The following is a 22,691-nucleotide window of genomic DNA, read 5'->3' on the forward strand; positions in this document are numbered from 1 at the left end:
GTTTAATGTAATATAAAGATTACATTGAAATTTTATTTCCATAAATTATTAGTAAGGATTACATTTTTTTACTTAATTGTAATTTCAAACATTTTATCCCAGTTTTTACCAGTTACAAAAAATGTTTTTGTTTTTTTATTGTAGGCAATTCCGTTTAAAACATCAGTATCTGGAAGCTTTGTTATTAATTTTTCTAATTTAGATAAATCTACAATTCCTTCAACCATTCCGTTTAAAGGATTAATTATAGCAATGGCATCTTTACCGTAAATATTTCCATATATCTTTCCTTCAACCCATTCTAGTTCGTTTATTTGCTTTACTTTATCTGTTAAATAATAAACATTAATGTAATCTACTTCTTTTAAATCATTTGGATTTAATTTATAAATTTTTTCACTTCCATCAGATTGATATAAATTTTTTCCATCGTTAGTTAAACCCCAACCTTCAATTTTTTTAAAGTATTGAAATGTTTTTACTTTTTCAAACGTAGTGGCATTATAAACATAACCTTCATTATTTAACCAAGTTAGCTGATACACTTTATTATTTAAAATGGTAATTCCTTCGCCAAAATAATCTTCGCCAAGTTCTACTTTTTTATATACTTTTCCAGTCTTGTAATCAGTTTTTCTTAAACTTGAAATTCCTCTAATTCCAGTTCCGTTTCCTGCGCCATTTCCAGTTCCTTCATACAAAGTATCATTAAAAAATTCTAAACCTTGCGTATATGCTTTAATGTCGTGCGGATAAGTATTAACTATTTCATAATCAAGAAGTTTAGGTTTTAAATTAGAAACCAGTTCTACTCTTGTTGAATCTATTTCGGTTTTTCCATTAAAAAAAACAGATGCTGTAATATTTTGATATCCTAATTTCTGATTTTTTAATTCAAATTTAAAATCACCAGAATTTTTAGATGAACCAATTTTTTTATTATTTATAGCATAAACCACACTATCAATTGTTTCATTTTCGTTGTTTATTACCGATAATAATAATAAATCTGAAGGATTATATTGTGTCTCAAGTTTACTTTCGTTAATACTAAAATAATTTTTTGTATCACCACAACTCATTATAGTAATTGCTAATAAAATGAATGCTAATAGGTTATATTTTTTCATAAAATGATTTTCAAATTCTAAAGTACAAATGTATTTATTATGTTGTTAATTTCTTGCAAAAAAATAAAAAGATTGTATATTTGCATCGGCAAGTCCTACACGACCAGCTCCTACAGAATCCTCCCGGATGGGAACATAGCAAAGGTATGCGGTTGAGCGGTGCGATGTAGGTCGCTTGCCATTTTTAATCTGAACTTGTTTTAGATTCTTTAATCTGAACTTGTTTCAGATTCTTTTCAAACTACATCTTCCTTTTTGGAAGATTTTTTTTGGAATTAAATTAAATTCTTTTTTATTTTAATTAAACTTAAAATACTCAATTTTAAATTTTTTTTTAAACTACATTTACAATTAATCTACATCTAGAAGTTTTATAATTCTATTTCATTAACGCCAGATAAAAAAAATCTGGTATTTTCTTCCTTTTATTAGTTGTAACGATAAATCTAAAAATATGTGATTTATGTAACTTTAATAATTAATTATACAAATTCATTATAAATACTAATTGCACTTTTGTTAGGTGTAATTTTATAATACATAATTTACATTAACCAAAAAAATATGAAATTATACATTAAATATATGGTAAGTAACCGTTGTAAGATGGTTGTAAAAGAAGAGTTGAAAAAAATAGGTCTTCATTTTATTATAGTTGATTTGGGCGAGATAGAAATTATGGAAACAATTTCAGATGAAAAGCGCGCTTTACTTAAAAAAGGTTTATTTGATTCTGGTTTAGAATTAATGGATGATAAACGTGCAATTTTAATTGAAAAAGTAAAAACTGTAATTATAGATATGGTGCATCATGCTGATGAAATGCCAAAGATTAATTATTCTGATTTTCTTAGCGAAAAACTAAACCACGATTATACTTATTTATCCAATATATTTTCTGAAGTAAAAGGAATGACCATTCAGCAGTTTATAATAAACCATAAAATAGAACGCGCCAAAGAATTATTGCTTTATGATGAATACAATCTTACTGAGATATCCTATAAATTAAATTACAGTAGTGTAGCACATTTATCCAATCAATTTAAAAAAGTAACTGGCTTAACACCATCAAGTTTTAAAAAATTAAAAGATAGAAGTAGAGTACCAATTGAAGAAATTGGAAACTAAATTTTAATTTTATGAAAAAAAATCTAATAAATAGCACTACAGGAGACAACAATAATCAAACATTTGCAACTAACATTTTTAGAAATGTACCTGTTGCTGTTGTTATTTTTCGTGGTAGCGATTTTATCATAGAATTTGCCAATGATTTTTATTTAGAAATTCTTAATAAAACAGATGCTATAATTGGTAAACCACTTTTTGAATCTTTTCCAGAGTTAAAAGAGCAAGGATTGAATGAATTACTAGAAAATGTAATGCTTACTGGCATTCCTTACAATGTAAAAGAACATGAACTTACAATAATAAGAAACGAAATATCAGAACAACTTTTTTTTAATTGTACTTACCAACCTTTATTGGAAAATGATGATATAGTTACTGGTGTAATTGTAGTTTTTTCTGAAATTACCGAACAAATTAAATCCCGAAGAGTGCTTGAAGACAATGACAAGCGTTTTCATTTAATGTTCTCTAATTCTCCTTTTGCATTTGCTATTTTAAAAGGCGAAGAAATGATTGTAACTCTTGCCAATGAAAGTATTAAAGATGTTTGGGGTAAAGGCAATGATGTAGTTGGTAAAACTTTGTTTGAAATTTTGCCAGAAGTTGTAGATCAAGGTTTTCCAGAAATAATAAATGAAGTTTTTACGACTGGAATTGCATTTTATGGTTATGAATATTCTGTAAGTTTGTTTAGAAATGAAACTTTAAATGAGTGTTACTTTAATTTTGTTTACCAAGCGTATCATGAAGTTGATGGAACAATTTCGGGAATTTTAATAATTGCCTATGAAGTAACTTCGCAAGTACTAGTAAAGAAAGCTGTTGCAGAAAGTGAAGAGAAATTTAGACGATTAGCCGATTTAATGCCAGTAAAAGTGAGTTATGGTGACAAATCTGGAAAAACTGATTATTATAATGAACGATGGTTGGAATATACAGGTAAAAATTTGGAAGAATTGGTACAATCCAATTGGGAATCAATTATTCATCCAGAAGATGCTGAAAAAGCTAGTAAAGAATGGCAAAGTTCGTTACTCAATAATACTAATTTTGAAATGGAAGTTCGTTACCTTGACAACAAAGGAAACTACAATTGGCATTTAAGTAAAGTTAAATGTGTTAAAGACGATGTTGGAGAAATATCACATTGGATTGGTACAAATACCGAAATTCAAAATCAAAAAAATGAAAATAAAGTTTTAGAAATTTCTATAAAAAATAGAACTGATGAACTTGTAAATGCTAATAAAAAATTAGAACAAAAAAATATAGAATTAGAAATTTCTAGAAAAAAATTACAGTTTGAATATTCTAGGAGTTTAATAGAAGCAAGTTTAGATCCATTGGTTACCATAAATAGTCATGGTAAAATTACCGATATGAATCAAGCTACTATAAATATTACAGGTTCTAGCAGAGAAGAACTCACCGATTCTGATTTTTTTGATTATTTTACCGAGTCACAAAAACCTAGAGAATTGTACTTAAAAATTTTTTCAAAAGGTGATTTAACAGATTTTCCATTAACAATTAAAAATAAAAATGGAAAATTAACTGATGTGCTTTTAAATGGCTCAACTTATAAAGATGAACTAGGCAATGTGCTTGGAGTTGTAATTGTTGCAAGAGATGTTACCTATCAAAAAATAATATCCAATCAACTTTATGAAGCTAAAGAACATGCCGATGTTTCTACAGCAATTGCAGAAGAAGCTTTGATTAAAGCAGAAGGAGCAACAAGAATTGCAGTAGATTCTGTAAAAGCAAAACAACAATTTTTGTCTAATATGAGTCATGAAATTCGTACACCAATGAATGCCATTATTGGTTTTACAAAAGTGGTTCTTAAAACAGATTTGAATGAAAAACAAAGAGAATATTTAAATGCAATTAAAACAAGTGGCGATGCGTTGATAGTTTTAATAAATGATATTTTAGATTTAGCCAAAGTAGATTCGGGTAAAATGTCGTTTGAGCAAGTTCCGTTTAAAATGGCACTTTCTGTTGAAGCAATGATTCATATTTTTGATATTAAAAGTCAAGAAAAAAATTTAAAATTAACTAAAGAATATCATTCAATAATTCCAGAAGTTTTAGTTGGCGATCCAGTTAGATTGCATCAAATAATTTTGAATTTAGTTAGTAATGCAATAAAATTTACATCAGAAGGAGAAATTATTGTTAGAGTAAATTTAATAAAAGAAACGATAGAAGAAGTTTTTTTAGAATTTGCAGTAGTAGATACAGGAATAGGTATTCCAGAAAATAAAATAGAAACAATTTTTGAAAATTTTCAACAAGCTTCTAGTGGAACTTCTAGATTATTTGGAGGAACAGGTTTGGGTTTAGCCATTGTAAAACAGTTAGTAGAAGCACAAGGCGGAACAATAACTGTTAAAAGTATTTTAGATAAAGGATCAACTTTTAGTTTTACACTACCATTTTTAAAAACAACTGCATTGGTAGAAAATGATTCAGAAACCTTAACTATTGATAATGAAAATACTAATATTAAAGTTCTAGTTGTAGAAGATATTGCGCTCAATCAATTATTAATGAGAACTTTACTTGAAGATTTCGGATTTGTTTGTGATATTGCTGCCAATGGTAAAATTGCAACTGATAAACTTGAAACCAATGAGTATGATATTGTATTAATGGATTTGCAAATGCCTGTAATGAATGGTTTTGAAGCCACTAGATATATAAGAAACACATTGCATTCTCAAATTCCTATTATTGCATTAACAGCCGATGTTACTACGGTAGATTTAGCCAAATGTAAAGAAGTTGGCATGAACGATTATATATCTAAACCTGTTGATGAAAAATTATTATACAGTAAAATTACAGGAATAGTAAAAAGAGTAACCAAAAAAGAGTTAGAGAAAGAGCAAAAAATAGTAGAATCAAACATTAAAAAATGTATAGATTTGAATTATTTAATGCAACGAACTAAATCCAATCCTGCATTAATGTCTGAAATGATTTCGTTGTATCTTGAGCAAACACCAACTTTATTAACTTTAATGCGAAAAAGTTACGAAAGTAAAGATTGGGCAACCTTATATTCTACAGTTCACAAAATGATTCCTTCATTTTCTATAGTAGGCATTCATCAAGACTTTGAAAACATGGCTAAGAAAATTCAAGAATATGCAAGTGAACAATTAGAAGAGAATACTGTAGCCGAGATGATTACCAAATTAGAAAACATTTGTTCACAAGCGTGTATTGAATTGCAAGAAGAATTACATATTTACAAAAAAAAATAAAATGATGAAAGAAGATAAAATAAAACTTTTTCTAGTTGATGATGATGCTTTGTTTTTAAAATCGTTAGAAATAGAATTTTTAGACCATGCCGATTTTGAAATTAAAACATTTTCATCTGGCGAACTTTGTTTGACCTCTATAAATGAAAATCCAGATGTAGTTATTTTAGATTATCACCTTGACGGAATTACAAAAGGTGCCATAAACGGATTGGAAACATTAGATAAAATTAAAGAATTTAATGAAGAAATTCCTGTAATTATGCTTTCCTCGCAAGATAAAATTGAAGTAGCTGTAGAATGTATGCTTCACAAAGCTACAGATTATGTTGTAAAAAGTGAAACTGCTTTTTTTAGACTAAAACAAATAATTACTAAAGTATTGCATACTCAAAAAATTGAAAAGCAACTCAATTGGTACATAGATAGAATGTAAATTATTTTAACAATATTGTAATAAAGCATCACATTTAGTGGTGCTTTTGTATTTTATTCTATGTTAAAGTGCGTTATATGTAACAAAATGGGTAAGATGTATAAATTATATGTCGTGTTTAAGATGCAACTTTGTAAAAGAAAGAAATAGTATAACAATGTCAGCATCATCACAAAATCACAAAATTGGTTTACCAGAAAATTCAATATCTGAAATACAAAAATGCATAGACATACATTATAAAATTTATTATTATCTTGAAAAAGCTTCTAAGCTTGAACTTGAAGCTATAAAAAGCAATATCGCTGGCAACATAAGTTCGGCTGGTAAGTTTAGTTTAAAGGCATCAGAAAATATTGAAATGGCTTTAAATCTTCAAAAAGAACTTAAACTATATTCTTAGCTTAGAGTATATGTGAATAATATAAATCTTTAAAAATAAACTGTAACGCATAGCAACGTGATTTTTTTGAAATTTGTAATTATAAATAAATCAAACCTTTAAATCAAAAATTATGAGTAATTTACTTTATCTAGTAGCAGTAGTCCTTATTATATTATGGGCATTAGGATTTTTTATGTATAGTGCTGGAGGCATTATTCATGTATTACTTGTAATTGCAGTTATTGCAATTATTTTAAGAGTAATTCAAGGTAAAAATCCGTTAAGTTGAAAATAAGTTAGTATTTTTAGTTGGTAAAAGAAAAACTGTTTAAGTACAGTTTTTCTTTTTTTTTGTTATCTTTTTAAAGTAAAATGTCCTTTCGCACTTCTGCCATCATCAAATTTTATACTATACCAATAATCATCTGATGGTGCCAAATTTTCGTTTATTGTTCCATCCCAACCGTTTCCAATTGGCGAAATTTGTTTTATCAATTTTCCATATCTATCAAATATATAAATGATTGAATCGGCATAAAAATCTTGATTTGCTCCTTTAATATTCCAAGTATCGTTAAAACCATCATCATTTGGAGTAAAATATTTAGGAACTCCTAATACTGATATTAATTGTTCTGCAATACCACAACCATTTAAATCTTTAACGTAAACGGTGTGAAAACCTATGGCAACATTTGTAAATAAATTTGAAGTTTGATAAGGTCCAAAAGATTCTTGAATACTGTAAACATAATCGCCACCATTTCCTGTAACATTTACTAAAACCGAATTACTATCAGATAAATCTATAATTTCAATTGTTTGAATAGTTGCAATAACTGATGCGGTTACTATAATTGTTCTAACACTTGAACAACCAAAAGTGTTAGTAACTTCTACAGTATAAGTTCCTTCTGTATTTACATCTAAAGTGTAATTTGTTGCTAACGGAATACTTGTTCCATTTAAAAACCATTGATAAATATAATCAGTTTGTGGTGTTCCATCTGTAATTGCTGCATCTAATGTTACTATAAAAGTTGGTAAATTTGTACAAACCAACTCGTTATCTTGACCATTTACATTCAAATTTATTTTTGGAATTGGATTTACTATAAATTTTAATTCTGTTTCGTCCCAACAAGTAGCATTTATAAAATTTGCAACTCTAACTGTTACTGTTTGTGTTGCTGTTTCAAATGGATTTGGTAATGTTGATGAGGTTGTACCATCAGCAAATGTATAAGTTACAACCATTCCTGTTTGACCTTGTAAAATATCAGATTGAATACTTGTAGTAACAAATGGATATTTTCCGTCTTGAAAACTCGGATCGGTTTCATTATTATCACATTGTGTTAATGCATTAATTGGTAAATCAAATGCTTGAGGTAGATCGTCAACTATAAATTTAAAAGTTCCAGTTTCATTACAAGGTGCATCACTTGCAACGGTTTCATTATTTTTTATGTAAACAGATATAATTTGTGATGTTGTAACTTGGTAAGTCGCAGGAAATGGACTTGGAATTATAGCTCCAGCTTGGTTTGTATAAACTATAGTTTTATTAGTTTGTCCACCCAAAAGAGTAGTTTCAAGAGTAGAAGTATTAAAAATTAAAATTCCATCTTGGTCATCATCGCAAGCTCTAATAATATTATTTACTCCAACATTATTTATAATTGGTAGTGCTTCTACAACCAAATCAAATTTTGTAAAACCAAAACAATCATTGGCAACTGTGCTATCAACTCTTGCCCAAATAGTTTGTGTATTTGGATAACCACTATTTCTATAATTAGAAATTGTAGCTATTGGAATTTCTAACGAGTTTCCGCTTGCATCTGTTTCTGCAAGAAAATCAGCTTCGTTTTTATAATATTTAATGGTATAATTTCCTCCACTTGGAAGTACATTAATAATTTGTGCTGTTGCAGAACTAAAATTGAATGTTGCAATTCCATCTTTATCATCATTGGCAATATCAACAAAATCATCACATTTTACAAAATCAATAATTTGAAATGAATTTGGAATTTGAGTAACAGAAACTATCAAATTCATTGTACAAACTCTATAACATCCATTTGCGTTTTCTACTCTTGCATAAACTGTAGTGTTTGTTGTTGTAAAAGCAATTGGATTTGAAATAATAAATGTATTGTTTTCAGTTTCTGCGGCACTTGAACTGGTATAATAAGTAAAAACTTCATTTACTGAGTTAGTAGAAATTTGATTGTTTTTTTGAGTTAAATTAAAATCAGAAATTCCATCAGTATCATCATCACATTGAATCAAAGTAATTGGAGTTGTAATTACAGGTAAAGCATTGATTTTTAAATTTGCAGCAGCAGAATATAATCCGCAAGTATTTCCAGTTCTGTTTAAAAACACTCTGTATTTATAATTATTCATAGTAATAGCAACGTTTAAAACTGATAATGTTGCATTATTTACTCCTGAATAATTAGCGTTATTAACAAGCATTGTCCAAGTTGTACCATCTACAGATTGTTCCCATTGGTAAGTAGAAATAGAAGTTGCATCTATAGTAAATGTTGCGTCTTCAAGCTCGCAAGTAATCGATTCTACAGGTTGCGATATAATAACAATTGGTGCAGCAATTGTATAATTATTGTTTGGATTTGTGTATGCAGTTCCACTTGAAACAGTTCCGTTTGCAGTAGTTGTTGGTGGAGAAGTTGTTCCTAAATAGCCATCGTTGTTGGCATCTGCAAATCCTGCTTCAATAACATCATTACATAAATCATTATCGCTATCAAGTTCTAAATAATTCAAAATTCCGTCGGCATCAGTATCAGCAATTGAATAATTTAAAATTCCACTATCGGGCAAAGTTTCTATTGAATTACTAATTCCGTTCGTTCCAAAATTTGTTCCATCAATCACACCATTATTATTGGCATCAATTGCATTGGTTCCAGATTCTTCTAAGTCGTAAATTCCATCGTTGTCTGAATCTAAATCTAAATAATTTGGAATTCCATCAGTATCATTATTTGCAGGTAAATTAGTTGTTGCAAAAATATCATCTAATCCATCATTATTGGCGTCGTTACCAGATAAAGGTTGAATAACTCCAGGTTGATTTTCTATAAAATCTGGAATTCCATCATTGTCAGAATCATAATCTTGACTATTAAAAACGCCATCACCATCAGAATCTAATCCTACACAACTGGCAACAAAATTTAAACTTACACGATTTGGAGTTAAATCTAACAAATTTTTATGAGTAAAACTTATTGAAGTTGCATTGTAGGTTTGAAATTTAAAAGTTCCAGTTCCAGATGCAAGTGGCGTTGTACTATTTAATCTAAAACGAATTTCAAACGAAGAAAATTGGGTAACATTATTTTCATAAATTCCGTCATAATTGGTATCAATTGACAATTGATTACTAGGATTTATTACAGTAATTGTTGTGTTATTTGGAGAATTTACAACATATTCAGCATTGGCATTTAATTCATCTGTTGGCGTAGAAGTTAAATTATATTGTAATGATAATGAAATAGGTTGTGTAAATGTTAATTTATAAGTTGCAAAACTTGTTTTTCCTGCTGGAATATCAGAAATAAAACTTCCGTTTGCATTTCCTGTAATTGGAATAGTACTTGCTGCTGTTGAGGTTGTTACTGTTCCTGTAAAAGTATTTCCGTTTATTGAGCCAGCATTTATATTGGATATATTTATAGATTGGTCTCCAAGTGATTCATTACAGTTGGAATTTCCATCGTTGTCTAAATCTATGTCAACATTATTATTAGAATTATCATTATCATCATTGTCTGGACAATTGCTTACAGGAATTTTATCAGAATCTTTAAAAATTCCACAAGCAGAAAGTGTAGCTTTTACATAATAAAATCCGGGTTGTGATGGAGTATATGAATTAGTATTTGCTCCAGCAATTGCAACATCATTAAAATACCATTGATACACATCAAATCCACTCAATGTATTTACAGACAATTCAACATTAGGAATACAATTGGTTTGGGTTAAATCAATTTCTTGAAAAGTAACTTCTGGTTTAAAAATAAATCCAGAATAATATCCACCAAAAGTTGCTGCGCCATCACTTCCATAAGCTGCAAGATACAATTCGCCAGTAGAAAATACAGAAACATTTCCTGTAAAACCAGTCATTACATAACATTGATAATTGGTATTTCCTGTAACAGAAGTTGGACCAACAACATTAATTGAACCTGGTAAAGATGATAAAGTATAAGAAACTCCATTTAAAATAAAATTTAAAGTAGCACCAGTAACTGTAGTTATTGTGACTCTTCCAGTAAAATCTCTTGCTCCAATGGCTTGAATATAAGGTATATTGTTTATTTCTTTAGGTGTTTGACAACTTAAAGGTGGTACAAAAAACATTTCTTGATTGGCTTGATCTGGTCTACTATCGTCGCCAACACATTGGTAAGCAAATAATGTTTTTTTTACTAAAGCTGTGCTATTGGTTTTAACATATAAATTTCCGCTACTGTCATAATCACTTCCAAGTAAATTAACATGTTGACCAGTATTTAAAGTGTAACTTGCAATTGTAGCACCATTTAAAAATATTTCGGTATTGTCTTGATTGGCAATTAATAATACACGTTCTACTTCATCTACGCCTGTACTTTTAACAAAAATATATTCGTCTCCAGTGCGTTCAGCAGGAACTATTTGATCAAAACCTAAATCTAAATTTCCAACAGCATTAGAACCACCAAATGAACCACAGTTTACTACAATTGGTTTATCAGAAATTATAGAGGAACCAATAAGCGCATCACGATTAGCATCTGTTGGACCTTGAACTGCAATGACATAACTTTGTCCAGCATTTAATGTTATACTAGAAGGAGTATTTCCTTCGCCAACATTATTTACTAAAACGGCTCCAATTTTAATGTTTCCAAAATTTACTACAGTATTATTTTCTGTAGCAAGAATGGAGGCAAATGTATAATGTCTATCATTAAAACTATTTAATAAATTATTAGTAAAACCACCAATTTTAAATTCGGTACCAAGAGCAGCTAAACCTTTAGAAACAATTTGGCTAGCTTGAAATCCTCCGCCTGCAATAACTCTAATGGTTACATAAATTAAATCTCCAGCTTCTACAATATAACCTCTATTATTTAAAATTTCACTCGCATTAGATTGATCTACCATTAATTGAGCAGAATTAGTAGAACCAATATCATACACAAATGGTACATCTCTAGAAACTGTTCCAGAAATTATTGCACCACCAATTTCTGTAATAGTAAAACTTACATTACTTGTACTTGGAGTAGAAATGTACATAAATTGTTCTTCTGGCGTAACGCTAGTAGAATTTGATATTGGTGGGATATAATGTGTTTTGCTAAATTGAGAAAAGCAATGACTTGATAATAAGAACGTTAAAGCAATGTAAAGTAAGCATTTTTTCATTTGATAAAATTAGTAATTAAATTACATTTAAAAAAAATATAACTACTTATTTGATAAATTTAACATTTAAAAATGCTTTGTTAATACTTATAAATCACGTCTTTTTAAAAGTTTATAGGATGAGAAAATGAATATTGAAATCCACACTAAAACTATTAATATTGAATACCAATGAACAGAATAATCTCTAATATTTGTTGAATCAGACAATTGACTTTCAATACTTTGTACAGTTTTAAATCTAGAGATAGGTTCTTTTATTAAGTTATACATTGATTCTAAAGGTAGAAAATCGGCAACCTTTTGAGGAATCTCTATCATATGCATTAAAACTTTTTCAAATACATACCAAATAAAAAGAAATCCAATTGCAAAAGCAGATCTTTTTACTAAAATCCCTAAAAACAAACAGAATGAGAAAAACCCAATTAATTTTACAAGATAGCCAAATAAATATATAATGTCCATAAACACTATACTTGTTTCGTTAAAAGATGAAAAACTATATCCTAAAATCAATGTCATTACAAAAACAAAAACTGTTGATAATAATGCAAATAAAATTACAGTATAAAATTTTGATAAAATAAATTCTTTTTTACTTAATCCGTCAATAAGATTTTGTTTTAAAGTTCCATAACTATATTCATTTGACATCATAGAAACTATAACAACTGCTAAAAAAAATTTAAATAATCCAGCTACAAAAGTGTTTAAATGCCAAATGAAAGGAAAATCATAAATTCCCATATCTGCCATTCTAAAGTCAATTCCAATAAATTTAAAATTTATCGAGCTAATTGCGGCAATTGATGATAATAATATGAAATAGCCAATTGTTAAAACTCTACTAGCTTTGTTTTTCCAAATTTTTTGTAATTCTATAGATAATAATCTTTTCATGATGTAATGTTTTTAAATAGTTTAGTTGTACTGATTTTTATTTTCCTGTAAGTTCTAAAAACTGCTCTTCTAGACTGTGTTTTCTAACTACAAGATGATTTACAAAAATGTTTTTACTAACTAAATATTTATTTATTTCAGATGGATTTACTTGAGATTTTGAAAACAAATGCACTTTTCCATCAATAATGGTATAATTTTCTTTTTCTAGATAACCTTCTAATGCATCAGTCAAACTTTTTAAATCGTCATGTTGCAACTCAACAAAACTCGAATTTTTAGACATTCCATCAACTAAACCTGTATATAAAATTTCTCCTTTTCTTAAAACCAAAACATGAGTACATACTTTTTCAACTTCATCAAGTAAATGCGAAGCCAACAAAATTGTAGTTCCTTGCGATGCAATTACTTTAATGATATCACGAATTTGATGAATTCCTTGCGGATCTAAACCATTTGTTGGTTCGTCTAGAATTAAAATTTCAGGATCATTTAACAATGCCGATGCTATTGCCAAACGTTGTTTCATTCCAAGTGAAAAAGTTCTAAATTTACTATCTTGTCTTTCTTCTAGACCTACAACTGCTAGTTTTTCTTGAACCTTACTGTAGTTTATGCCTTTAATTTTACATACCAATTCTAAATTTTCTTTGGCTGTCATGTAAGGATAAAAATTTGGACGCTCAATAATGGCACCCACTTTTTTCAATGCATCGTGAGTTTCCATTGTTCCTCCAAACCAAGAATATTCTCCAGAGGTTTTATTAACAACATTAAGTACAATTCCTAATGTAGTCGATTTTCCACTTCCGTTTGGACCAAGAATTCCGTAAACATTTCCTTTTTGTATTTCTAATGAAACATCTTTTACAGCTTGAATTTTGCCATAATTTTTATAAAGGTTTTTAATTGAAAGAATAGTTTCCACAGTTTAAATATTAAGATTCATAAGTAGGACGTTTCATCTTTCAATTTGTTACTTAAAATACTATTTATATTTAAAATAGAATATAATGTTCTGATTTTCAATTTTTAATTAAATAATTTAAAATACTATTTTATAAATTATTGATTATTCTTTCAATTGAAATCTATTTTATACTTTTGTACAACACAACTTTTTACAATGTATAAATTACTAATCCGTCCTTTACTTTTTCTTTTTGATCCCGAAAAAGTACATTATTTCACCTTTTCATTAATCAGATTTTTATCTAAAATACCCGGATTTTCGTCAATTTTCAAATCATTATATTTAGTAAATGATAAACGATTAGAAACAGAAGTTTTCGGATTAAAATTTCCAAATCCAGTCGGATTAGCAGCTGGTTTTGATAAAGATGCTAAATTATATAAAGAACTCTCTAATTTCGGATTTGGATTTATAGAAATAGGAACTTTAACACCAATTGGTCAAGAAGGTAATCCTAAAAAACGATTGTTTAGATTAAAAGAAGATTCGGCAATTATCAACCGAATGGGTTTCAACAATGGTGGCGTAAAAGAAGCTGTAGAACGATTAAAGAAAAATAAAAACGTATTAATTGGAGGAAATATTGGTAAAAACAAACTTACGCCTAATGAAAATGCTACGCAAGATTACGAAATTTGTTTCGAAGCACTTTTTGATTATGTAGATTATTTTGTAGTAAATGTAAGTTCGCCAAACACACCAAATCTTCGCGAACTTCAAGATAAAAAACCACTTACAGAACTTTTGCAAACAATTCAAAATAAGAATTTAGCAATGTGTCACACTGAGCGCAGTCGAAGTGCAAAACCAATACTTTTAAAAATCGCACCAGATTTAACTAATGAGCAACTTCTAGACATTATAGATATAGTAAACGAAACCAAAATTGCAGGTGTAATTGCAACCAACACAACCATTTCTAGAGATGGTTTAACATCAGAAAATAAAACTGAAATGGGTGGATTATCTGGAAAACCTCTAACCAATCGCTCTACAGAAGTCATTCGTTTTTTATCTGAAAAAAGTAATAAATCTTTTCCAATAATTGGAGTAGGAGGAATTCATTCAGCGCAAGATGCATTAGACAAACTAGAAGCAGGCGCAAGTTTAATTCAACTTTACACTGGATTTATTTATGAAGGACCAAAATTAATCAGAGACATTAACAAAGCAATTCTCAAAACAAAATAAAATAAAAAACTTTGTGTCTTAGTGTCTTCGTGGCAAAAAAAACTTATTATCTTAGCGACTTAAATGAAGCAAATAAAAATCATAGAATGTCCAAGAGACGCAATGCAAGGCATAAAAACGTTCATTCCAACAGAGCGAAAAGTGGCTTACATTCAGTCGTTACTTCGTGTAGGTTTTGATACTATTGATTTTGGAAGTTTTGTTTCTCCTAAAGCCATTCCACAAATGCAAGATACAGCTGAGGTATTAGCTCAAATGGATTTGTCAAAAACAACTAGTAAATTACTAGCAATAATTGCCAATACTCAAGGAGCAATTTCGGCATCGCAACACAAAGAAATTCAGTATTTAGGATTCCCATTTTCTATTTCCGAGAATTTTCAAATGCGAAATACGCACAAAACCATTGCCGAAAGTTTAATCACATTGCAAGAAATTCTAGAAATTGCTTATAAATCCAATAAAGAAGTCGTAACCTATATTTCAATGGGTTTCGGAAATCCGTATGGCGATCCATACAACGTTGATATTGTTGGTGAATGGACAGAAAAATTACATAAAATGGGAGTCAAAATTCTCTCACTTTCCGACACAATTGGCAGTTCAACACCAGAAGTTATCAGCTATTTATTTTCCAATTTAATTCCAAAATATCCCAAAATCGAGTTTGGTGCACATTTGCATACCACAAAAGAAAAGTGGCATGAAAAAATTGATGCTGCGTACAAAGCTGGTTGTCATCGTTTTGACGGCGCAATTCAAGGATTTGGTGGTTGTCCAATGGCAAAAGACGATTTAACAGGCAATATGCCAACCGAAAAAATGTTGTCCTATTTCACCGAGCAAAAAGTCAATACTAACACTAGTCCAATGAGTTTTGAAAGCGCTTACAACGTGGCTTCACGATTGTTTGGCGAGTTTCATTAATTCTGAACTAGTTTCAGAATCTCTCCAAATTTTCTTTTTTAGCAATCTCCAGCTATACATTCCAAGATTTTATCAATAATTCTTTTTTTGTAAGCACTAAAAAGAGCTTCCGTTGGTCGCTTTTTCAGTACAACAAAAAATAGAATTCATCAATAAAATGCTTTCCATTTCCATCTGGGCTAAGCCATCAATAATCATCAGTAATCAATCTGAAAATCTGTGAAAATCTGTTTAATCCGTAAAAATCAGTGGCAAATAAAATATAATTTGTCATTTCGACGCAGGAGAAATCACATTAACTTAATCATTATTATGTGATTTCTCTCAAAAGGTCGAAATGACAAAATTTAGTTAGATTTCATAAAATTTCAACACAATTAAATTAGTAAAAACGTGTCCGCTTTTTCGGTGGATTAATGCAATTAGTATAAGAGATTCTGAAACAAACTGAAATGAATTCAGTTCAAGAGTTCAGAATTTAGTAAAACTTTCCAATAACTAACCCAACCAACATAGCAATACCAAAACTAAGCATAGTTCCAATCAACACATATTCAGTCTTTATAGTATTGGTATCTTTATATCTCAAAATAGATTTTGCCGCAATTAAAAACCCAACTACTTCTAGTTTTCCAATAATTACAAAAGTCAAAACCAAAATTCGTTCTAAAATCCCAATCAACTTTCCAGCATTTTTCAATTCGGCAGTAGTGTCCGAAATACTTTCAATATTACCAACCACAAGTGTTTCTCTAATAAAAATATTGGCAGGTTTTATGCACAATAAATAACCAAGAATTATCGTCAACCATTTTATAGAAATAGGAATATTCCAAAGTAAATTCGATTCAAAATAGCGGTTAAAAATCCAAACAAAAACCCAAATTACAAATAAGTGCAAAATCTGATCAATAAAAAATGAAAACCGACTCGTGTTTAAATCTTTCTTCAATCCATCAATTAAATAATGAATAACAGCAATTGCCAAAGCGCAAAAAACAAAATTCACATCCATCGATAAAATCCAAGCGCAAGCAAATGTAATAATTGCGTGTTTCAACAAAAATTTGCTTTTAAAACCTTTTTCATTTTTCTCTTTAGAGCTAGCATCGGTTTGAAAAAAATAATCACTCAGCACGTGAGCAATTACTTGTAAAATAAGCAGTTTTACCATCATACTTTCATTTCTTTAAAGGTGAAATTAAAATATTTAACAGCACGTTCAATAGCATTCCAACCCACATTTGTTGAGTGTTGGTTCACCGCCGATTGTCTAATTTTTAGTTTTTCTGCAATAGCATCTTCGTTTAAACCAAGCAATTTATAGTACAAAATTTCACATTGTTTGGAAGTTGCTTTACTCATTAAAACATCAATTAATCCCAATATTGTATTCATATTATAGTTTAATGTTTCATCTGTAGAAACAAAAAACAAGGTGTTTTTAATTACAATTCGTTGCTTGTTGTGTGTAGTTTCTTCATTAATTTTTCGCCCAGATAAATAAATCGCTTCACCATCAACAATGCCTTTTTTAGCATCATAACGGCTTAGTTCACCATAACCCATTGCAATTCTAATTCCATGATTTTTAAAAGATTTGGTTCTGTTGTTCTCTAAGTTTTTAGAAAACGAAACCGATTTTATAAAGCTTTTTACTAGTAAAACTATCGCCAAAGCATCTTCGGCATTTTCTGAAACAATTTCTATAAAATCGCCTTTTACAATGCGTGCAAAAACCGAATACTCTTTTTTCATCTCAATAAAAAATGCTTTCAATTGTTTTTCTAACGCTGTTTTTTCAGCATCTTCCAAACTGGTGTAAGCAACAATATCGCCAGATATAACTACAACTTTCTTCATACAAAAATTATTTTAGCACAAAAATTACTATCAAATATACTATTTTATTTAATTCAATTTTAAATAAAAATTTAAAATTAAAATACAAATATAAGCTAATTAACTTATAAACTACTTTTATAAGCTTTTAAACTTATAAACTACATTTATAAGCGAATTAACTTATAAACCACATTTATAAGCGAATTCACTTATAAATACATTATTTCATGTCTGATTTTATTAAAACTTTCATCTTCCATTTTTGTCATACTGAGCTTGTTGAAGTGCGAAATTTTTCTTATATTTGCTCGCAATTTAACTACAATACTGAAACAAACTGAAATAAATTCAGTTCAAGAGTTCAGCATAAACTACAAATTGCAATGAAAGCACACACAACTAAAATCGTTGGCGAAGGTTTAACCTATGACGATGTTCTGCTAATTCCCAATTATTCCGAAGTTTTACCACGTGATGTCAATATTCAATCGAAAATTTCGAGAAATATTACGTTAAATGTTCCTATAGTTTCTGCTGCAATGGATACTGTTACAGAAAGTTCAATGGCAATTGCAATGGCGCAAGAAGGTGGAATTGGTGTTTTGCATAAAAACATGACTATTGAGCAACAAGCTGCCAAAGTACGAAAAGTAAAACGTGCCGAAAGCGGAATGATTATCGATCCTGTAACTTTACCATTAACAGCAACCGTTGGCGATGCCAAAATGATGATGAAAGAACACGGAATTGGTGGCATTCCAATAGTAGACGAAAACGGTTTATTAAAAGGAATTGCAACCAATAGAGATTTACGTTTTGAAAAAATAAATGCTCGTTCTATTCTAGAAGTAATGACTTCTCAAAATTTAGTTACTGCTGCAGTTGGAACTACGCTTCAAGAAGCAGAAGGAATTCTTCAAAAAAATAAAATTGAAAAGCTTCCTGTGGTAGATGAAAATTATAAATTAGTTGGATTAATTACTTTTAGAGATATTACCAAACTGACTCAAAAACCCAACGCCAATAAAGATTCTTTTGGACGATTACGTGTTGCTGCAGCACTTGGTGTTACAGCAGATGCTTTGGAAAGAGCAACTGCATTAGTAAATGCTGGCGTTGATGCAGTAATTATCGATACAGCTCACGGACACACAAAAGGTGTAGTTGATGTATTGAAACTTGTAAAAGCTAAATTTCCAAACCTTGATGTTATTGTTGGAAATATTGCTACAGCCGAAGCTGCAATTTATTTAGTAGAAAATGGAGCTGATGGAGTAAAAGTTGGAATTGGTCCAGGTTCAATTTGTACTACACGAGTTGTTGCTGGAGTTGGTTTTCCTCAATTTTCGGCAGTTTTAGAAGTTGCTGCTGCCATAAAAGGTTCTGGAGTTCCAGTAATTGCCGATGGTGGAATTCGTTATACTGGCGATATTCCAAAAGCAATTGCCGCTGGCGCAGATTGTGTAATGCTTGGTTCACTTCTTGCAGGCACAAAAGAATCGCCAGGTGAAACCATTATTTTTGAAGGAAGAAAATTCAAATCGTATCGCGGAATGGGTTCTATTGAAGCAATGGAAGATGGATCGAAAGATAGATATTTTCAAGATGTGGAAGACGATATTAAAAAATTAGTTCCCGAAGGAATTGTAGGTCGTGTTCCATACAAAGGTGAACTCAACGAAAGTATGCAACAATTCATTGGCGGACTTCGTGCCGGAATGGGCTATTGTGGTGCAAAAGATATTGCCACTTTACAAGAAACAGGACGATTTGTTAGAATTACCACTAGCGGAATTGGCGAAAGTCATCCACATAATGTTACTATTACTAAGGAAGCACCGAATTATTCTAGGTAGGTTAGAAAGAAATTAGTTTATCAAATTTTTTAATAAAATTTTTAAAATACAAACAATTTAATGTTTTTTCAAAATCTAGTAATTTAAAAATATCTGGATTATCTGATTCAGTATATTTTTTAGTATGATTTTTTAAAAATTCTTTAGGTTCAATAATTGTCGATACATTTTCGATATTATCAATATTAGTATTATATAATGAATTGAATGTTTGAATATCAGATAATATTAGGGCTTCAATCTCAAAAATATGCAATAATCTAATACCTTTTCTATTAATTACAGAATTTGATTTTGAAAAAAACTTTTGTCTTTCAACTCTTTTATTAAAATCATTATATAATGAATCTAAATCTCTGATTAAAATAACTAAATCGGGTTTTTCAAATTCAAATTCTTTTCTTAATAGACCAGTTATTTTATCATTATCTAACATTGAACCATTAATATTGTTTAACATAAAAAAGAAATTAAAATTTTCTTTTGGATACTTTTTTTCTAACAAGTTTTTTATTGATTGAGTATCATTAGGTGCTTCTCCAACTAATCCAATTTTCATAAACTATTTTTCTAAATTAGAATACAACCAATAGTCACTCAAAAAATAATCTTTAATATATTCGTTTGCCTTATTTAATTCATCTTTAGATAAGTGTCTTAATTTAGTACCTTCTTTTGGATTAGTTGAATAAGCAATTACAATTCTTTCTAACTCATTTTTATCCAGAATATCCAATGCTTGAGGAGAGTGTGTAGTGATAATAATTTGTTTATCAGAACTTTCTTCTTTTAAAAACTGCATTAATTTATGGAACTGATGTGGATGTAATCCTAATTCTGGTTCTTCTATAAGAATGATTTTACTAACTTTAGATTTATCAAAATAAAATCCCAAGCTTGTTGGTGATAAATTTGAATAAATATCATTTTCAAATACTTCTGAAATTATATAAAATAATCTTTTTGTTCCATCAGAAAGATTTGAAAAAGGATGCCAATTACCGTCAATTTTAAATTCTAAAAATATATTATTTATTGAAAAACTTTCATCTTCTAAAAAAATATTAAAATTATCGCTAAATTTTATATCTTCAATTGGAGAAAATTTTATTAGTACTTTCTTTAGTGATTCTATTTTTTTAGAAGATTCTTTAAAGAAAGATAATATTTCATCAATACTTAACTTTTTAAGCTCTTTAGAATTAAAAGAAATAAAAAAATCTAAAAGCATTAATCGAACAAAATATGGATTAGAAATGTTTCTAATAACATTAAAAACCTCATTAGAGATTTTATTTTTATTATCAAATTTAAACAAAAATGGTGTGTCAACAATTAAATATTCTTTAGGTATTCCGTGGCATAAAAATGTATTATTAAAAATAATATTATTTTCTAATAACTGATGCTCAATTGGAAGCGCTATTGACTCTTTTTTACTTTTTTTTGCAATAATTAGTTTGCTTTTAACAGTAGAATTTAATTTTTTAGTTTTGAATAAATCATCTGTATTAATTATTCCTTCTGAAACAATTGAAAATTCTTTTCCATTTTTAAATATTAAATTTGATTTAAAATTATTAAGTTCATCATATTTTAATGACAATACTTTATTAAAAAATTTTAAAAAATTTGTTTTTCCAGCAGCATTCTTTCCAATAATGATATTTATACCATTTTGAAATTCAATATTAACATCAATAATAGATTTAAACCCAGAAAGAGTAACTTCTTTTAAATAAAGATTATTTTCCATAAAATTATATAAGCATACAAATATACATTTAGAATTTCAAATTTTGAACAAGTATTATAAAATTTTAAATCCCCAAATAATTACTAGGAGAAATAACCATCAACTCATTCTTAATTTCATCAGAAATTTCTAAAGTCTGAATGAAATTATGAATTGATTCTTTATTCATTACCTCGTTAGTTCTTGTCAATCCTTTCAATGCTTCGTAAGGATTTGGGTAACCTTCTCTACGCAAAATAGTTTGTATTGCTTCGGCTACAACAGCCCAATTCTTATCTAAATCTTCGGCAAATTTTGGTTCGTTTAGTAATAATTTATTCAAACCTTTTAAAGTTGCTTCAAATGCAATTAAAGTATGACCTATTGGAACTCCAATATTACGTAAAACCGTACTGTCGGTTAAATCACGTTGTAATCTAGATAAAGGAAGTTTAGCAGAAAGATGTTCAAAAATGGCATTGGCAATACCTAAATTTCCTTCGCTATTTTCAAAATCTATTGGATTTACTTTGTGTGGCATCGCAGAAGAACCAATTTCGCCTTCCTTAATTTTTTGTTTGAAATAATCCATTGAAACATAAGTCCAAACATCTCTGTCTAAATCTATTATGATTGTATTTATTCGTTTTAAAGCATCAAAAAATGCTGCAAAATGATCGTAATGCTCTATTTGTGTTGTTGGAAATGAATGTTGTAAACCTAATGTTTCTTCCACAAAAGTGTTTCCAAATTTCTTCCAATCAATTGTAGAATAAGCAACATGATGCGCATTGAAATTTCCTGTTGCGCCACCAAATTTTGCTGCGAATGGAATGTTAAACAACAAACGCATTTGCTCTTCAAGACGTTCTACAAAAACTAAAAATTCTTTTCCAAGTCGAGTAGGAGATGCAGGTTGACCGTGAGTTCTAGCCAACATTGGAATGGCTGCCCACTCAATGGCAAGTTCTTTTAATTTGGCAATTAAAGCAATCAAACTTGGCAAATACACATTTTCAAAAGCTTCTTTGGTAGAAAGTGGAATGGCAGTATTATTAATGTCTTGAGAAGTCAATCCGAAGTGAATGAACTCTTTATATTGTGATAAATTTAGTTTTTCAAATTTTTCCTTGATAAAATATTCAACAGCTTTTACATCGTGATTGGTAGTTTTTTCGGATTCTTTTATCCAAAGTGCATCTTGGGTTGAGAAATTTAAATAAATATTTCTTAATTCTGAAAACACTTTAGCATTTACATTTTTTAATTGTGGCAAAGGCAATTCGCAAAGCGAAATAAAGTATTCAATTTCTACTAAAACTCTATACTTTATTAATGCTTCTTCAGAAAAATAAGCAGATAATGATTTGGTTTTACTTCTGTATCTTCCGTCAATTGGCGAAACTGCGTTTAATTCTGTTAGTTGCATTTT

17 protein-coding genes are annotated in these 22,691 nt (G+C 29.1%); 8 read left to right on the forward strand and 9 right to left on the reverse strand.

Translation table 11 applies throughout. The features are described 5' to 3' along the window. Positions 1–68: 68 nt before the first annotated feature. Positions 69–1,130 (reverse strand): glutaminyl-peptide cyclotransferase, encoded by a 1,062-nt coding sequence (locus ACH2BC_RS06535; protein WP_395053184.1) that lies wholly within the window; start codon positions 1,128–1,130, stop codon positions 69–71. Between the two features lie 564 nt (positions 1,131–1,694). On the opposite strand from ACH2BC_RS06535, the gene ACH2BC_RS06540 reads away from it, so the two are divergent. From ACH2BC_RS06540 to ACH2BC_RS06560, 5 genes are all read left to right on the forward strand, one after another. Next, positions 1,695–2,261: a helix-turn-helix domain-containing protein gene (locus ACH2BC_RS06540; RefSeq protein ID WP_395053185.1), complete on the forward strand. Its 567-nt coding sequence runs from the start codon at positions 1,695–1,697 to the stop codon at positions 2,259–2,261. An 11-nt stretch (positions 2,262–2,272) separates the two neighbouring features. Beyond that, positions 2,273–5,539: a PAS domain S-box protein gene (locus ACH2BC_RS06545; protein WP_395053186.1), complete on the forward strand. Its 3,267-nt coding sequence runs from the start codon at positions 2,273–2,275 to the stop codon at positions 5,537–5,539. Between the two features lie 4 nt (positions 5,540–5,543). Continuing rightward, on the forward strand, positions 5,544–5,975 hold the full coding sequence (locus tag ACH2BC_RS06550; protein ID WP_395053187.1) for a response regulator: 432 nt from the start codon (positions 5,544–5,546) through the stop codon (positions 5,973–5,975). A 157-nt stretch (positions 5,976–6,132) separates the two neighbouring features. Then, a complete protein-coding gene (locus tag ACH2BC_RS06555) occupies positions 6,133–6,378 on the forward strand; it encodes a hypothetical protein (RefSeq protein WP_395053188.1) in 246 nt (81 codons plus the stop codon). Positions 6,379–6,490: 112 nt separating this feature from the next. Beyond that, entirely contained in the window at positions 6,491–6,649 is a 159-nt protein-coding gene (locus ACH2BC_RS06560) for a lmo0937 family membrane protein (RefSeq protein WP_395053189.1), read from the forward strand. Positions 6,650–6,714: 65 nt separating this feature from the next. Here ACH2BC_RS06560 and ACH2BC_RS06565 read toward each other — a convergent pair whose 3' ends face one another. The 3 genes from ACH2BC_RS06565 to ACH2BC_RS06575 all read right to left on the reverse strand — a co-directional run bounded on the left by ACH2BC_RS06565 (position 6,715) and on the right by ACH2BC_RS06575 (position 13,660). Continuing rightward, the gene (locus ACH2BC_RS06565; protein WP_395053190.1) at positions 6,715–11,826 is read right to left on the reverse strand and encodes a T9SS type B sorting domain-containing protein; all 5,112 of its coding nucleotides are present in this window, start codon (positions 11,824–11,826) and stop codon (positions 6,715–6,717) included. Positions 11,827–11,913: 87 nt separating this feature from the next. Further along, positions 11,914–12,729: an ABC transporter permease gene (locus ACH2BC_RS06570; protein WP_395053191.1), complete on the reverse strand. Its 816-nt coding sequence runs from the start codon at positions 12,727–12,729 to the stop codon at positions 11,914–11,916. Positions 12,730–12,766: 37 nt separating this feature from the next. After that, a complete protein-coding gene (locus tag ACH2BC_RS06575) occupies positions 12,767–13,660 on the reverse strand; it encodes an ATP-binding cassette domain-containing protein (RefSeq protein WP_395053192.1) in 894 nt (297 codons plus the stop codon). Positions 13,661–13,858: 198 nt separating this feature from the next. Here ACH2BC_RS06575 and ACH2BC_RS06580 point away from each other — a divergent pair, with 198 nt between their 5' ends. Both ACH2BC_RS06580 and ACH2BC_RS06585 read left to right on the forward strand, forming a co-directional pair. After that, on the forward strand, positions 13,859–14,896 hold the full coding sequence (locus ACH2BC_RS06580) for a quinone-dependent dihydroorotate dehydrogenase (protein ID WP_395053193.1): 1,038 nt from the start codon (positions 13,859–13,861) through the stop codon (positions 14,894–14,896). Positions 14,897–14,959: 63 nt separating this feature from the next. Next, entirely contained in the window at positions 14,960–15,823 is an 864-nt protein-coding gene (locus tag ACH2BC_RS06585; protein WP_395053194.1) for a hydroxymethylglutaryl-CoA lyase, read from the forward strand. 478 nt (positions 15,824–16,301) lie between these two features. On the opposite strand, the gene ACH2BC_RS06590 is transcribed toward ACH2BC_RS06585, so the two are convergent. Further along, the gene (locus ACH2BC_RS06590) at positions 16,302–17,000 is read right to left on the reverse strand and encodes a DUF3307 domain-containing protein (protein WP_395053195.1); all 699 of its coding nucleotides are present in this window, start codon (positions 16,998–17,000) and stop codon (positions 16,302–16,304) included. Next, positions 16,997–17,686 carry a fumarate hydratase gene (locus tag ACH2BC_RS06595; protein WP_395053196.1) on the reverse strand — a complete coding sequence of 230 codons (690 nt, stop codon included), beginning with the start codon at positions 17,684–17,686 and terminating at the stop codon, positions 16,997–16,999. Before ACH2BC_RS06595 ends, ACH2BC_RS06590 begins: the two co-directional genes overlap by 4 nt. Before the next feature lie 365 nt (positions 17,687–18,051). Between ACH2BC_RS06595 and guaB the strand changes: the two genes are divergently transcribed. Continuing rightward, the gene (gene guaB, locus ACH2BC_RS06600; protein WP_395053197.1) at positions 18,052–19,524 is read left to right on the forward strand and encodes an IMP dehydrogenase; all 1,473 of its coding nucleotides are present in this window, start codon (positions 18,052–18,054) and stop codon (positions 19,522–19,524) included. 1 nt (position 19,525) lies between these two features. Here the strand turns inward: guaB and ACH2BC_RS06605 are convergent, their stop codons facing one another. The 3 genes from ACH2BC_RS06605 to purB form a co-directional block, all read right to left on the reverse strand. Next, positions 19,526–20,083 (reverse strand): hypothetical protein, encoded by a 558-nt coding sequence (locus tag ACH2BC_RS06605; protein ID WP_395053198.1) that lies wholly within the window; start codon positions 20,081–20,083, stop codon positions 19,526–19,528. Between the two features lie 3 nt (positions 20,084–20,086). Then, positions 20,087–21,280 (reverse strand): AAA family ATPase, encoded by a 1,194-nt coding sequence (locus tag ACH2BC_RS06610; RefSeq protein ID WP_395053199.1) that lies wholly within the window; start codon positions 21,278–21,280, stop codon positions 20,087–20,089. Positions 21,281–21,344: 64 nt separating this feature from the next. After that, complete coding sequence (gene purB, locus ACH2BC_RS06615; RefSeq protein ID WP_395053200.1) at positions 21,345–22,688, reverse strand: adenylosuccinate lyase; 1,344 nt, start codon at positions 22,686–22,688, stop codon at positions 21,345–21,347. Positions 22,689–22,691 lie beyond the last annotated feature (3 nt).

Source organism: Flavobacterium sp. (assembly GCF_043760115.1).
Taxonomy (GTDB): domain Bacteria; phylum Bacteroidota; class Bacteroidia; order Flavobacteriales; family Flavobacteriaceae; genus Flavobacterium.

What these genes read in the sequence shown, in the direction of transcription:
- ACH2BC_RS06555 (WP_395053188.1), top strand. Translation starts at nt 6,133, where the DNA reads ATGTCAGCATCATCACAAAATCACAAAATTGGTTTACCAGAAAATTCA.
- ACH2BC_RS06570 (WP_395053191.1), bottom strand. Translation starts at nt 12,729, where the DNA reads ATGAAAAGATTATTATCTATAGAATTACAAAAAATTTGGAAAAACAAA.
- ACH2BC_RS06585 (WP_395053194.1), top strand. Translation starts at nt 14,960, where the DNA reads ATGAAGCAAATAAAAATCATAGAATGTCCAAGAGACGCAATGCAAGGC.
- ACH2BC_RS06605 (WP_395053198.1), bottom strand. Translation starts at nt 20,083, where the DNA reads ATGAAAATTGGATTAGTTGGAGAAGCACCTAATGATACTCAATCAATA.
- ACH2BC_RS06590 (WP_395053195.1), bottom strand. Translation starts at nt 17,000, where the DNA reads ATGATGGTAAAACTGCTTATTTTACAAGTAATTGCTCACGTGCTGAGT.
- ACH2BC_RS06560 (WP_395053189.1), top strand. Translation starts at nt 6,491, where the DNA reads ATGAGTAATTTACTTTATCTAGTAGCAGTAGTCCTTATTATATTATGG.
- ACH2BC_RS06540 (WP_395053185.1), top strand. Translation starts at nt 1,695, where the DNA reads ATGAAATTATACATTAAATATATGGTAAGTAACCGTTGTAAGATGGTT.
- ACH2BC_RS06550 (WP_395053187.1), top strand. Translation starts at nt 5,544, where the DNA reads ATGAAAGAAGATAAAATAAAACTTTTTCTAGTTGATGATGATGCTTTG.
- ACH2BC_RS06545 (WP_395053186.1), top strand. Translation starts at nt 2,273, where the DNA reads ATGAAAAAAAATCTAATAAATAGCACTACAGGAGACAACAATAATCAA.
- ACH2BC_RS06595 (WP_395053196.1), bottom strand. Translation starts at nt 17,686, where the DNA reads ATGAAGAAAGTTGTAGTTATATCTGGCGATATTGTTGCTTACACCAGT.
- guaB (WP_395053197.1), top strand. Translation starts at nt 18,052, where the DNA reads ATGAAAGCACACACAACTAAAATCGTTGGCGAAGGTTTAACCTATGAC.
- ACH2BC_RS06535 (WP_395053184.1), bottom strand. Translation starts at nt 1,130, where the DNA reads ATGAAAAAATATAACCTATTAGCATTCATTTTATTAGCAATTACTATA.
- ACH2BC_RS06610 (WP_395053199.1), bottom strand. Translation starts at nt 21,280, where the DNA reads ATGGAAAATAATCTTTATTTAAAAGAAGTTACTCTTTCTGGGTTTAAA.
- ACH2BC_RS06580 (WP_395053193.1), top strand. Translation starts at nt 13,859, where the DNA reads ATGTATAAATTACTAATCCGTCCTTTACTTTTTCTTTTTGATCCCGAA.
- ACH2BC_RS06565 (WP_395053190.1), bottom strand. Translation starts at nt 11,826, where the DNA reads ATGAAAAAATGCTTACTTTACATTGCTTTAACGTTCTTATTATCAAGT.
- purB (WP_395053200.1), bottom strand. Translation starts at nt 22,688, where the DNA reads ATGCAACTAACAGAATTAAACGCAGTTTCGCCAATTGACGGAAGATAC.